Here is a 12888-nt window from a genome sequence, read left to right as displayed (position 1 = left end):
ACTTTTTCCTCCAACTAACCTTTAGGAAAGATTGTTTTCAAAATAACTCTCTTTCCTTTTGATACTTAAACTATATACCAAGGCTTTTTATTTGAAAATTACTTCTCTTCTATGGTAGTATACTTGTAACGTATACTCACCAGAAAGGAAAGTATTCATGATTGATGACTACCTCTTAGAAGCCCTCGTTGCTTTTGCTAAATACGGTACGCTCTCTGCCACAGCAGAGCACCTTATGGTCACTCAGCCAACGGTCACACGAGGCATGCAAAAACTCGAAGACGAACTCGGAGTAACTTTATTCAAACGAACTCCTAATCGCATTAGCTTAACGGAAACAGGTCAATTAGCTGCTAAAGAAGCTGAAAAATTGCTAGAAGCCAAACAAGCCTTTATCGAGCATATCCAAGATTTTGAGAAACACTCAGGAAAGATTAGATTAGGTTCGGTAGCTCCTGGTCCACTTTATATTGCTGAAGATGTGGCATCCGAGCATATTAGCATTGATAATAATTTACTTTCGGAAAATGATGTCATTACTAAATTGCTGTCTCAAGATTATCAGCTCATTTTCACGCACCAAGAAATTCAAACAGATGACATCGAATCACTTTATGTCGGCACGGAAAGTTTACGTGTTAACAGTGATGCCATGGTTGTTCCAGCTAATAAAACCGAAACGACGTTTCAAGAAATGGCTGGTTTTAGTTTTGTGGTTCTTCGCGACATTGGTATTTGGCAACAAATTATCGAGGATAATATTCCAAATGCGAAATTCATTTACCAAGATGAAGTTGATGATTTCAATGAAATTAGGCGCTATTCGAGTCTACCTTATTTCACTACCAACATTACGCACCTCACGCGCGAAAGGCAAGTCCACAATCGCCGTTTAGAAATGCTGATTACCGACGAAACAGCACAGATTGATTTTTACCTTGCCTATCTGAAAACGAACAAATCACAATTCAAAGACGACATTACCGCCATTCAAACTGCTTGGGCAAATTTGAAATGAGAATGACGAAATCTATAAAAACAAAGCAGGTACTGATGGTTGGTACCTGCTAAAAATTTATGAAAAAAAGAAAAGTAATAGGATGATATATCATATACCTATAGTATCTGGACGGATACCATCTTGGTCATTGTTATCATCCCAAACTTTTGTAACTGTAAGGCTTGTTTTACCCGGTGTATAGTTATTGGTGATATTGTAACCATCATAAGTTGTTGTGTAATCAGCTACAGTATCTTCTGTTACAGTATAAGTGATGGCTTTTTCTACCATTTGTCAATAGTTATGTGAATAACATTACCAAAAGACCGTTTGTTAGCTTATAACCAAACTGAATTGAATGGCTTTTTTCAAAAAAAGAGTACACAAAAACCAACCTTATGGCAGAGATTTTTCAGGAATTGTTCTGGTAATATTTTTATTTTATCAGTCAACGCTTTTGAGTGCTTCTAACATGTCAACGGCTTTTAGTCTATGGTTAACTAGCCAGCCTAGGGCGCTCAGAATGATGATAATAGCTAGTACTGGAATGAGATAAACAGACCAGGTTAACGAGTAACTAAAGTTGAAATCATCTCCGCCCATCTGAGTGATCAAAAGTCTGTGGAGTCCAAAACCACTGGCAAGGCCCACCAGAATACCAATTAGCGATAGGGTGATGGTTTCGCGGTAGATATACATGGTGACTTCTTTGCTGTGAAATCCAAGCACCTTGATAGTTGAGAGTTCACGAATACGTTCGGCAACATTGATAGTGGTGAGATTATAAAGAATCACGAGGGCCAGTAAAATTGAGACGATAATCAAAATCAGCATGACGCTGTTGAGAGAGTCCACTATCTTTTCCAGAGAATTGACCATGGCAATATTCTGTGAGGCAGCTTCTACTCCTTTTAAGTCCAGCAAATCCGTCGAAAGGTTTTTAATCTTGCTGTCTGAATGATCTTTGGTCTGTAGGAGATAGGCGTTGGTTGAGAGATCAGTTTTAAAGGCCTTTTGGTAATAATTCTGGGTCATGAAGATAAAATGACCAGTATAGATCTGAGCAATGCCAGATACTTTCAAGGAGACCTTATGGCCATCCTTATCAATATAGTCAAAGTGATCGCCGACCTTTACCTGATAGAGTTGGGCGAGTTTTTCAGATAGAATAACCCCATCATCTGAGAGTTTGAATCTTTGTCCTTTGGATGAAGATAGATTAATCATACCAGAAAAATCTTTACCTGATGTTACCAAGCTTGTCACCGTCCGCTCTTCCGTAACATTTTTTATGCTCTGCTCGCTCTTTTCATAGTAGATGTCCAAGTTTTTACCGAAGTCTTTGGAAGCAATGGCTTTTTTGACAGCTGCTTTCTCCTGCGATGAGGCTTGTTTGTTGCGAACGGCAATCATGTCATAGGAGAAAATCTGTCCAAACTGCTTGTCGGCAACTCCGGAAATGGACGACTGGATGCCCAATCCAGCAAATAATAAAGCAACTGAGCCAGCCACCCCAAAGATGGTCATCAGCATGCGCTGTTTATAACGAAAGATATTGCGTGCGGTTACCTTGTGGGTAAAGCTGAGACGATTCCAAAGAAAAGTTAACCGCTCTAAGAAAATTTTAGAACCTGCTGCTGGCGGTTTGGGCAGCAAGAGCTGGGCTGGTTTATCGCGCAGTTCACGATAGGCCACCCAGAAAGCTGGTAGAATACTGGAGAGAATGGCTAGGCCAAATGCTAAGAGAATGTAAGAAGCATGAGGAGACAATTTCATCTTATTTAGGGTCAGATCGCTCATAGCGATATTACCGATATTGACAGGGAGGTAATAGGTACCTGCTATCACTCCTAGGATTGTTCCGACGATACCAGCTGTAGCGCCATAAACCACAAATTTACGGATGATATCTCGATTGGAGTAACCAAGGGCCTTGAAGAGTCCTGAATTTTGTCGTTCCTCATCGACAAAGCGCGTCATAGTCGTAAAGGTGACCATGGCAGCAACTAGGTAGAGAACAATGGGGAAAAGATCTGCGACGATTGAGATACTATCAGTTGTTGCCGAAAAAGAGGTATAGCCATCGCCACCTGGAAGCGTAGCGCGTGTATAGCTGGTGTAGGTTGGTTCTGTTAACCGGTTCTTTTCTTTTTGGGCGGCAGCAATCTTTGCTTGCGCCTGACTTATTTGCTTGCTGACCTCTGCTGCTTGCTGAGGTGGTAATTGAGCTTGAGTACCTGCTTGTGCTAATTGCTCCTTGACCTTATCTACCTGAACTTGCTTCTTATTAATTTTTTCCTGAGCATCAGCTTTGAGGTCAGCCAAACGCTTGGCACCATTATCCTTTAGCAAGTCATTTAGGTCTTTTTGATGGTCGGCTAGTCTTTTCTTATAGGTGTTTTTAAAAGGATTAAGTCCAGCCAGATCATCATAGCGAATGCGAGCGATACTATAGACATCACTGTCGAAGGCTTCTGGTAAAGTAACAGCATACCCTGATAGACTACCATCACCAGCTGTTGAGCTGCCCAAGCTTGTCTTAGAGAGGATTTCTGTTGAATTGACAAAGCCCGTGATCGTGTAGGTATCATATTTTAATGAAGTTTTATTGCCCCTTTTAAAAGTAATGTGATCGCCAATTTTATAATCCTTACGGTAAGCCTTGGATAGGGCAATTTCTTTAGCTTTTTTAGGAAATTTTCCTGATTCAAGTTCATAGCGAGAGATGTCATTAACAGTATTATCATAGGAGAAAATACGGACAGCATCAGAACGATGTCTGATCGTGACATCATCCAGATAGCCGTACTCTACTTTTGCCTCTTTGATAGCAGACAGTTCCTTTTGGTCGTTCTTGCTCAGTCCATAATCGGCCATAATGCTCAGGTCCATCGTGTGATACTTGGATAAGTAGTCACTGGCCGTTGTTTGCATATCGGGTGTGGTCGACTTGAGACCGACCAAGGCAAAGGAACCCAGCATCAAGAGCAGAACAATCGAAATAAAACGTCCCTTGGATCCTGTAATAGCCTTGCGCATATCTTTCCAATAGATTTTTTTAGACATAGCTCCCTCCTAGTATTCCAGGCTTGCAATATCTTGCGGATGATCATTAGTTTTGATAGATTTTACGCTAGCATCCCGCATATGAATCACACGGTCTGCAATAGGCGCTAAAGCTGAATTATGGGTTACGATGATGACCGTTGCGCCTTGTTGGCGAGACATGTCCTGCAGGATTTGCAGAACCTGTTTACCAGTTTGATAATCAAGGGCACCGGTCGGTTCATCACATAGCAGAATCTTTGGTTTTTTAGCTACGGCGCGTGCAATGGAAACACGCTGCTGCTCCCCGCCAGACAGTTGCGCTGGAAAATTGTTGATCCGTTTCTCAAGTCCGACTTCTTTTAGAATCGTTACAGGATCCATGGCATCTTTGACAATTTCTGAGGCTAATTCGACATTTTCCTTGGCCGTCAGATTGGCTACCAGATTGTAAAATTGAAAAACAAAGCCCACATCATCGCGGCGGTAATTGGTCCGCTGGTGCGAATTGAGCTGAGCAATATCTGTGCCATCAATAATGACCTGCCCTTCATCATTGGTATCCATTCCTCCCAGAATATTGAGCAGGGTTGATTTCCCTGCCCCTGATGATCCCAGAATAATCACTAACTCTCCTTTTTCAATCTCGAAATTGACATCATCATTAGCTGAGATAGTGGTATCCCCCATATGATAACGCTTAGTAGAATGTTTAACTTCGATATAAGCCATCTCTTTCCTCCTTAATTGGACACATTGTTGATTTATAACAGGAAATATTATATAATCAGCCTGTTGATTTAACAAGAACAAAAATAAACAAAGTGTTGATTTAAGGAAAGCATATGGCTCAAAAACGACAGACTGAAACCAAAAACTATCTCAAGAAGGCTCTAATCCGCCTACTATCGGAAAAGGATTTTGAAACGATTACTATCTCGGACTTGACCAAGACAGCGGGAATTAATCGCGGAACCTTCTATCTCCATTATCGGGATAAATATGACATGATTAATCAGATGAAAGAAGAAATGCTGACTCAGCTTTTTAATATTTTGCAAAAAGAAGACTTAGATGAAGATCCTAAGCCTGTGATAAAAGAGGTTTTGGACTATCTGGTGGGAGACTTCGACTTTGTCTCTGTGATTGCAAAAACTTCTTATGTCAATTTCTCCCAAATCATCAAGGATTTTGTCTTTCAACTCATTATCAGCCACCCTAACAACCCTCATTGGAAAAAGATTATCGCCAAGCACTATGATATTCCGGAAGACTATGCCTTAGAAGTTTACCTAGCTAGTAGTGAAAGCCTCATTACCTATTGGATCAATCAAGGTGCTGGCAAAAGTACAGCTGATATGGCTGATATTATCGTAAAAGCACTATTTTTAGATGAGCCTATTTAAAAAACAGCTCACATTGAAGTGAACTGTTTTTTAAAGATATCAATTAAAATAAAAATATGCTTGTCCTAATTTTATGCGAAGCTGAAATGTATTTACTAAACTATCACACCAATAAGATACCATAGACTAGCAAAACACTGATGATGCTGAATAGGGACCCAATCAGGTAATATTCTGCAAAAGCTTGGTTTTTCGAAATCCTATCGTAACGAGCAATAGATTTAGCCGTAAATACCAGACCTATGGCTGCAAATTGCCCAAACAATAAGAAAATCCCCATAATAAGACGCTCCAACAAACCAATAAGAGCACCAGCACCAGCTACAGTTGGTTCGTGGGGTTCCTCAGAAACTTGATACTTGCTGAAAAAGAGTTTAAACACAATATTAATCGGCTTAGTAATCAAAGTCAAAAATAAGCCCAAACGAATCAGTTCACTATTCTGGCTGATAAGCAATATGGTATCAGGTTTAAAGCAAATATAGGCAGAAAAGATAGCCAAATAATGCAAAATCTGGTCACCAACAAAAATCACCTGCTGTCCGGATTGGCTGTGCATATTTGGTACAAAATAAAACTTAGCACTATCGATAACGACATGGCTAAGCCAAACAACCAAAAGATAGATTCCGGCTGCAGGATTCAAAACCAAACAGACTAACAGAGGTAAGGCGACAATAATAAGGTGCTGCAATAGCACTCGTATACTGTAAGATTTCTGATCAGCCATTCTTTGGCTTTGCCATTGAAAATCTGCTAGAAAATGGGCCAATAAGGTCAAGGTTAGCAAAGGGTTCTCTATGAGGTAGTCCGAGAAAGTTAAAATTTCAAGCATGGTTCTCCTCCTCGCTACTTTGTTGTTGATCATTGCTTCTACTTGCTGCAATAATCAAATGTGCTGCTGCCTTGCGGCTGCGTAAATAATGCTTTAAACCGCTGGCTTTCAGTCGTTTGCTAAAGCCACTGGGTTTAATTCCTAAAGCATCTGCAATCATTTGATGTTCAAATTGTTCTTGATAGCTCTGCTGTTCCAGCAGGGCTTTTAAAATAGCCAGTTGATTTGCAGTCCATTTAGACTTAATAAAATCTCCAGAGGCCAGCAGGCTATTAACACTTTCTTGAATCAGCTGATTATCACAAGACAGTGCGATACGCGCAACCCCATAATCAGTCTTATCATGAACATGGTTGATAGCTTCACGAGCCCACCAAAAGGCTGGGCCGTCCGACCCAATGCTCTGCTTATCGTTGATAGGAGTCAGCATCTCTCCTAGACCTAATCCGAAACGAATTTGAACAGGCAACAGTTGCATCTGTATATTATCAATAATTTGAAAAATATTATCACTGGGTCGTAATAAAGCCTGAAATTCATCACCTGTCGTTACTGTGAATGGTGACACAATAACAGAAGCATAATCCTTATTGATTGCCTGCATTAAGCCCAGCAACTGCTCCTGCACCTGAGCACGGTCTTTGAGTTCTTTGGAATTGATAATATCACCAATAAGAGCAAGATAAGTCATCGTCTTCTCCTTTCTATACTTATTAAAATCAAGTATTTTTCTCGTCGGTACGAACGAGTCCCCCTTTAATAAATTCTCTTTAGCCACCAATTTTACTACTTACAACAATATCCTCTCAATGAATTCTATATTATTCATTGACTATCTAAAGATAATGCGCATCATCTCTGTTTTAATCTTTAAAAAACTTTGTTTTTGTCTATTGTAACAGACAAAAACAAAAATGTCTATCAAAATAGACATTTTATGGATTTTCCCTTATCAACCTATATCTTATTTATCGCTCAGTTGCAGCTGAATTCCATTCAGGGTGATAAATCACTAGGCCGTCTTTTCGGAAGATAAGAATTCCTCTGTCAGCTAGTCCGTAGGCAATAGCATAAAGAATAATAGACAGACAACTGATCACTGAAGCTGCCCAAGCTACGCGAGCCAACTGAGTATAATGGTAGGTTATCTTGATCTCATGAGTTCCCTCGGGAAAATGAATGGTCGTAGCGCCAGCTTTACTAAGGGTTGTCGGAACTTCTTGACCATCAACGGTGACGACCTGTCCCTTATAGCGATAAAAAGGAAGTTCAATCCGCTGTTCACTGCCCGTATCATTAGTGATAACCCCAGTCGCATAGCTATCCCTAAAACGAAATTTGGATTCTAAAAGAACATCACTGTCTTTAACTATAACCTGATGTCCTAGCTTCTTACCAGTATCAGCTACTTCATTTTTTTCTCTAGTCGACCTATTGGCATAGTCTCTGAGTGATATAGCGTTAAGAACCCTTTTTTGTTTATTACGATGAGATAGTTCGCTAAAAATGATCGGTTTATGACTGGACAACGTCTTAAATATAGTTACTGAACTGCTGATATTAATAGCAGACAAAGCAACCAGAACTGCTATAGTCTCAACATAGAAAAGTCGCCGTCTACCTACCGATGGATTTCTAAGAAGAAAAAGTTTGGATGCTAAAAACGTAGCAAAGAGGGTGAGAAAACTATTAACTCGCCAAGCAAACTGAATAACACTGACACTACTATTAGGACTATCAGGCCATTTGATAACCTTGCTCTCCAATAAAATAAGCAACACTATCCAGCCTATGAGATAGTAGTCTTCAATTCTTAATTTTCGAAATTGAAGTAAAATCAGAAGGAGGCAGACAATGACAAGAATTCCAGGCACTAACTCCTTAATGGCATTATTAAGGCTAAAGTGAAAAATATCACCGAGCGTTCTGGTAGAATCGTTTAGTGATATCCCCCCAGGATTATCAATACGACTGTAGCGAAACTGCTCTAACATGGTAAAAAACTGAAAAGCACTCAAAGCTAAACTAGCCATCACGGCAATAAAGAAATTCCAACAGCGCTGAAGCCTATTTTGCTGAAAAGCAATTGTTGTGATAAAGATTAGACCAACTACAGCTGAAGCCATAAAAGCCGTTAAAATATGGCTATAAATAAGCAAAGCCATGCCAAAAGTCAGAGGATACCATTTATGATAATTGCCTATAACGATATTATAAAGCCCATAAAAAGCTAGGGGAAGAAAGCTCATCGCGATAACCTCGCCAGTTGCAAAGCGAATCACAATATTGCCAAGGCGATAGGCCGAAAATACGTAAAATATGGCAAAAATATGTGAACTAAAAGGGTTATGGGTAATTCCTTTGCCTGAATAGTAAGAAATTAGGTATGTTACCGCTGTTAAGCCATAAATATAAAGTATCCAACCACTGTAAAGACTGCCAGTCAACCTATAAAGCAAATAATAAGGATAATAGGTTAAGTAAGGATAGAAAAAATTAACCCCTTGTCCGACCTTATAAAAAGCTTTGAAATTGACTGGAGTTTCATGGATGCTGGCCAGACTGAGGACACGGTTAAGATGAAAGTGCAAATCATCACCATACAAGGCACCGTTGCTCATCATCAAAGGAATGATATAAATCAAACTGATTAATAGAGCTACTAAAAACACCTTTAGCGGATCAGAAGCACGGAATTTAAGATACTTGATTAGCATCCGGCAGGTCTCTTTTAAGATAAGCCATAATTTTCTTAGGATATCTAAAACATTATCCAATTGCTTTCGATTAGAACTGTGATTATTTGGCTGGGGTTGTTGCATTGTATTATTCGTCATTGTTTTCCTGTTATGAGGTGTTATGAGGCTGGGACACCTAGCCCAGCCTCATGTATTTTTATAGTTTTAATTGCAAGAATAGCGTTTTTTCTGACTGTAAACAAATTACCGGTTACTACTTCTTCTTGCCGCGTTTTTTCTTGGCTTTTTTAAGTTTATTGGCCTGACGTTTCATAGCTTGATTAACAGCGAACTGACCAATTTTCCCCTTCAAGCCACCGCCAAGCATTTGACTCATATCGGGCATACCATTAGTACCAGCCAAGGCTGATATATCAGGCATACCTCCTTGTCCCATCATACCCTCAAGGGCTGACATGTCCATACCAGAACCATTTTTAGGCAATTGATTAGGATCCAAGCCCATTTGTTTCATAGCCTTGTTCATATCACCGCTCATAACGCCCTGCATCATAGACTTAGCCTGATTAAAATCCTTGATAAATTTATTGACATCAACAAAGCTATTTCCGGACCCTGCTGCGATTCGGCGGCGACGGCTTGGGTTGAGCAAATCAGGATTCTCACGTTCTTCTGGTGTCATCGATGAGACAATCGCACGCTTGCGAGCAATCGCACGCTCATCTACTTTAAGATTGCTAAGTGCAGGATTTCCAGCCATACCAGGAAGCATTTTCAGAAGATCTTCCATCGGTCCCATACTTTGCATTTGATCCAGCTGCTCAATAAAATCATTAAAATCGAAAGTATTTTCGCGCATTTTTTCAGCAATTTCTGCTGAGCGCTTTTCATCGTATTCTTGACTGGCCTTTTCAATCAGTGTCAATAGGTCTCCCATACCCAAAATACGGCTAGACATCCGATCTGGGTGGAAGGTTTCGATGTCAGTAATCTTTTCACCAGTACCGGTAAATTTAATCGGACGGCCAGTAATTTGGCGAACAGACAAGGCTGCACCACCGCGTGTATCACCATCAATCTTGGTGAGGACGACACCTGTGATATCCAGTTTCTGGTTGAACTCACGGGCAACGTTGGCTGCTTCTTGACCAATCATAGAATCAACAACCAAGAGAATTTCATTGGGCTGGGCCAAGTCTTTGACATCCCGCAGTTCCTGCATCAGGGTCTCATCAATCTGCAGACGACCAGCCGTATCGATCAAGACATAGTCATTATGATTTTCCCGAGCTTGAGCCAGACCACTTTTAACGATTTCAGTCGCAGGGACATCAGTTCCCATATCAAAAACTGGCACGCTAATTTGCTGACCTAAGGTTTTCAGCTGATCAATAGCCGCTGGACGGTAAATATCAGCTGCAATCATCAAAGGACGGGCATTTTCTTCTTTGACTAATTTATTAGCCAATTTACCAGCAAAAGTTGTTTTACCCGCCCCTTGAAGACCAATAATCATAATAATGGTTGGAATCTTAGGAGATTTTTCAATTTCCGCCGTTTCAGAACCCAGAATTGCTGTCAATTCTTCATTGACAATCTTGATAATTTGTTGAGTTGGATCCAAGGTGTCAATAATTTCATGGCCAACAGCCCGTTCGCGTACCCGTTTGATAAAATCTTTAACAACTGGTAATGCGACATCAGCTTCTAGCAGAGCCAGACGAATTTCCTTAGTAACCTCTTGGACATCTTTGTCAGAGAGCTTCTTCTTGCCGCGAATATTTTTGAAAACGCCTTGTAAACGTTCAGTTAAACTTTCAAAAGCCATTGTAATTCCTATTCCTTTATTTTACTAATTAATCTCGATTATCAATACTGGTTAAGAGAGAAATATTTTCCTGCAGATACGCATCATTAGGATAGTTCTCTAAAATACTGTCGAAAATCTGGCTACGAACAATATAATCGGAATACATGTGGAGCTTTCGCTCATAGTCTTCCAAAATTTTCTCAGTTCGCTTGATATTATCATAAACCGCCTGACGACTGACGCCAAACTCATCAGCAATCTCAGCTAAGCTATAATCATCTGCATAGTAGAGCTCAATATAGTTCATCTGCTTGTCCGTCAGGAGTGGAGCATAAAACTCGAAAAGCGCATTCATGCGATTGGTTTTTTCAATTTCCATAAGCCTTATTATAGCAAAAATTTCACACATTTTATAGCCGTTTAGATTTGTCCATACTAGATATTTTCTCTATAATAGCTTTGACTGATTAAAAATCCAATAGGAGGCATCCGCAAAATGATTGAGTATCATGATTCTTATTTTCCAGCTGTTGGTAAGTGGCGAAAATTGCATATTTACCTGCCTGACGATTACTATAATAGTCAGGATACCTATCCTGTTATGTATTTCTTTGATGGACAGAACCTTTTCTTTGACCAGATGGCAACTTATGGCAAATCTTGGGGACTTTACGATTTCCTAGAAAACTGGCCGAAGAAGATGATTGTTGTTGGGCTTGAATGCGGTCACGAAGGCAATGAACGCTTATCAGAATACAGTCCTTATGATATTGACTCAGATTTTTTTGGCGGTCATATTAATGGCCTAGGCCAAGAAACTATGGATTGGCTGGTTAACGATATCAAGCCCTATGTTGACAAAACTTATCGCACCTATGTCTTTCGTGAAGCTACAGCTATTGCTGGCTCCTCAATGGGAGGCTTGATGGCCATTTATGCTCTGGCTAAATATAATCATATTTTCTCAAAGGCGGCCTGCCTCTCCTCTGCCATCTTGGGCGACTTGCAAGCCGATGTTGCAGCAAGCAACCTTGATTCTAATAGCCGAATCTATCTGTCTTGGGGACGCCTTGAGGCTGGTCATACTCATGGTGACCCTTTGGACAGTCCGACAGCTAAGGCAAATCTAGCCATTGAAGCAGCTTTTCAAAGTTACGGTGCTGCTACTTATATTTACTGTCAAGAAGGCAGTCGCCACCGTGAAGCGGATTGGCAGAAGCAAGTTCCCATCTTTATGGATTTCCTCTGGATGCGATGACAGTCATTTCCCCTTGTTTTCCAGAGCGACAGAAATAATACATATATATAATTATGTAAATATTGTATTCCCATAACACTTAAAAGAGCCGATTAATTAAGTCGGCTCTTTTAGTGGTTTTCTAAATAAAATTCAAAACGTCCAGCTACATATTGACTGCGGACAAATTCAAAAGCTGTGCCATCATCTAGGTAGGAGGTCTGCGTTAAGGACAAAATAGCATGTCCCTGTTCAACAGCTAGCTCTTTGGTCAGTTGAGGATCAACAATGTCAGCAGAAATAGTTTGTTGACTCTTCCCAATAATATAACCATGGTCTGTCAATGTCTGAAAAAAATGATTGGTAACTTCTTTTCTCTTAAAGTTGCGAATTAGCCGTTCAGGAATACTGGTTACCTCATAAACGACAGGGATATTATCGGCATAGCGAACCCGTTCCATCCGAATAATATAAGATTTAGGTGTGACACCCAGATGACGGATTTCTTGTTCATTTGGATAAGTTCTTTCATAAGAAATCAATTTGCTCGATGGCTCTTTGCCCTGAGCTTTGATGATCTCTGTGAAACTGGTTGTTCCGCGGATTTTTTCTTGGACTCGTTGGCTGGCCACATAAGTGCCACTGCCTATCCGTCTTTCTAAGATGCCTTCATCAACCAAGAGTGTAACGGCCTGTCGCAAGGTCATCCGACTGACTTCAAACTGATCAGATAAATCCCTTTCACTGGGCAGACGGCTGCCAATTTTCCAAACCCCCTGATCTATTTCATTCTTGATGGCATCATGAATCCGAATATAAGCTGGTAACATAGCTTCCTCCTGCTTAATCTATACCA

Annotated in this window: 11 protein-coding genes and 1 pseudogene; 3 read left to right on the top strand and 9 right to left on the bottom strand. The window is 40.3% G+C overall.

Annotated features, from left to right (window positions below):
• The first annotated feature begins 157 nt into the window (after nucleotides 1-157).
• Nucleotides 158-1018, top strand: a complete 861-nt coding sequence (locus tag STRCR_RS07500) for a LysR family transcriptional regulator (RefSeq protein WP_004226777.1) — start codon at nucleotides 158-160, stop codon at nucleotides 1016-1018.
• Between the two features lie 93 nt (nucleotides 1019-1111).
• Here STRCR_RS07500 and STRCR_RS07495 read toward each other — a convergent pair.
• From STRCR_RS07495 to STRCR_RS07485, 3 genes and pseudogenes are all read right to left on the bottom strand, one after another.
• Nucleotides 1112-1276, bottom strand: a pseudogene (locus STRCR_RS07495) (Cna B-type domain-containing protein); the annotation flags it as partial.
• A 168-nt stretch (nucleotides 1277-1444) separates the two neighbouring features.
• Nucleotides 1445-4066 carry an ABC transporter permease gene (locus tag STRCR_RS07490; RefSeq protein WP_004230070.1) on the bottom strand — a complete coding sequence of 874 codons (2622 nt, stop codon included), beginning with the start codon at nucleotides 4064-4066 and terminating at the stop codon, nucleotides 1445-1447.
• Between the two features lie 9 nt (nucleotides 4067-4075).
• Complete coding sequence (locus STRCR_RS07485; RefSeq protein ID WP_004227891.1) at nucleotides 4076-4777, bottom strand: ABC transporter ATP-binding protein; 702 nt, start codon at nucleotides 4775-4777, stop codon at nucleotides 4076-4078.
• Nucleotides 4778-4890: 113 nt separating this feature from the next.
• Between STRCR_RS07485 and STRCR_RS07480 the strand changes: the two genes are divergently transcribed.
• Nucleotides 4891-5451: a TetR/AcrR family transcriptional regulator gene (locus STRCR_RS07480; RefSeq protein WP_004228699.1), complete on the top strand. Its 561-nt coding sequence runs from the start codon at nucleotides 4891-4893 to the stop codon at nucleotides 5449-5451.
• A gap of 103 nt (nucleotides 5452-5554) precedes the next feature.
• Here the strand turns inward: STRCR_RS07480 and STRCR_RS07475 are convergent, their stop codons facing one another.
• From STRCR_RS07475 to STRCR_RS07455, 5 genes are all read right to left on the bottom strand, one after another.
• The gene (locus STRCR_RS07475) at nucleotides 5555-6286 is read right to left on the bottom strand and encodes a DUF3307 domain-containing protein (RefSeq protein ID WP_003048838.1); all 732 of its coding nucleotides are present in this window, start codon (nucleotides 6284-6286) and stop codon (nucleotides 5555-5557) included.
• Nucleotides 6279-6977 (bottom strand): SatD family protein, encoded by a 699-nt coding sequence (locus tag STRCR_RS07470; protein ID WP_004229449.1) that lies wholly within the window; start codon nucleotides 6975-6977, stop codon nucleotides 6279-6281. The genes STRCR_RS07475 and STRCR_RS07470 overlap by 8 nt, the downstream gene beginning before the upstream one ends.
• A 277-nt stretch (nucleotides 6978-7254) precedes the next feature.
• Complete coding sequence (locus STRCR_RS07465) at nucleotides 7255-9123, bottom strand: glycosyltransferase family protein (RefSeq protein WP_050897013.1); 1869 nt, start codon at nucleotides 9121-9123, stop codon at nucleotides 7255-7257.
• 115 nt (nucleotides 9124-9238) lie between these two features.
• Nucleotides 9239-10813, bottom strand: a complete 1575-nt coding sequence (gene ffh / locus STRCR_RS07460; protein ID WP_004229526.1) for a signal recognition particle protein — start codon at nucleotides 10811-10813, stop codon at nucleotides 9239-9241.
• Nucleotides 10814-10841: 28 nt separating this feature from the next.
• Nucleotides 10842-11174, bottom strand: coding sequence for a putative DNA-binding protein (locus STRCR_RS07455; RefSeq protein WP_004229497.1), 333 nt, complete (start codon nucleotides 11172-11174; stop codon nucleotides 10842-10844).
• Nucleotides 11175-11291: 117 nt separating this feature from the next.
• On the opposite strand from STRCR_RS07455, the gene STRCR_RS07450 reads away from it, so the two are divergent.
• A complete protein-coding gene (locus tag STRCR_RS07450; protein WP_004229645.1) occupies nucleotides 11292-12053 on the top strand; it encodes an alpha/beta hydrolase in 762 nt (253 codons plus the stop codon).
• Nucleotides 12054-12163: 110 nt separating this feature from the next.
• On the opposite strand, the gene STRCR_RS07445 is transcribed toward STRCR_RS07450, so the two are convergent.
• Nucleotides 12164-12862 carry a GntR family transcriptional regulator gene (locus tag STRCR_RS07445; protein WP_004226293.1) on the bottom strand — a complete coding sequence of 233 codons (699 nt, stop codon included), beginning with the start codon at nucleotides 12860-12862 and terminating at the stop codon, nucleotides 12164-12166.
• Between the last annotated feature and the right edge of the window lie 26 nt (nucleotides 12863-12888).

It is taken from the genome of Streptococcus criceti HS-6 (genome assembly GCF_000187975.2).
In the GTDB taxonomy this organism is placed as follows: Bacteria; Bacillota; Bacilli; order Lactobacillales; family Streptococcaceae; genus Streptococcus; species Streptococcus criceti.
This window is presented reverse-complemented; position numbering and strand designations above follow the sequence as displayed.

Bases quoted from the DNA above. Each gene is read 5' to 3' on its own strand.
- STRCR_RS07480 (WP_004228699.1), top strand. From the start codon at position 4,891: ATGGCTCAAAAACGACAGACTGAAACCAAAAACTATCTCAAGAAGGCT.
- STRCR_RS07500 (WP_004226777.1), top strand. From the start codon at position 158: ATGATTGATGACTACCTCTTAGAAGCCCTCGTTGCTTTTGCTAAATAC.
- STRCR_RS07455 (WP_004229497.1), bottom strand. From the start codon at position 11,174: ATGGAAATTGAAAAAACCAATCGCATGAATGCGCTTTTCGAGTTTTAT.
- STRCR_RS07475 (WP_003048838.1), bottom strand. From the start codon at position 6,286: ATGCTTGAAATTTTAACTTTCTCGGACTACCTCATAGAGAACCCTTTG.
- STRCR_RS07470 (WP_004229449.1), bottom strand. From the start codon at position 6,977: ATGACTTATCTTGCTCTTATTGGTGATATTATCAATTCCAAAGAACTC.
- STRCR_RS07485 (WP_004227891.1), bottom strand. From the start codon at position 4,777: ATGGCTTATATCGAAGTTAAACATTCTACTAAGCGTTATCATATGGGG.
- STRCR_RS07490 (WP_004230070.1), bottom strand. From the start codon at position 4,066: ATGTCTAAAAAAATCTATTGGAAAGATATGCGCAAGGCTATTACAGGA.
- STRCR_RS07465 (WP_050897013.1), bottom strand. From the start codon at position 9,123: ATGACGAATAATACAATGCAACAACCCCAGCCAAATAATCACAGTTCT.
- ffh (WP_004229526.1), bottom strand. From the start codon at position 10,813: ATGGCTTTTGAAAGTTTAACTGAACGTTTACAAGGCGTTTTCAAAAAT.
- STRCR_RS07450 (WP_004229645.1), top strand. From the start codon at position 11,292: ATGATTGAGTATCATGATTCTTATTTTCCAGCTGTTGGTAAGTGGCGA.
- STRCR_RS07445 (WP_004226293.1), bottom strand. From the start codon at position 12,862: ATGTTACCAGCTTATATTCGGATTCATGATGCCATCAAGAATGAAATA.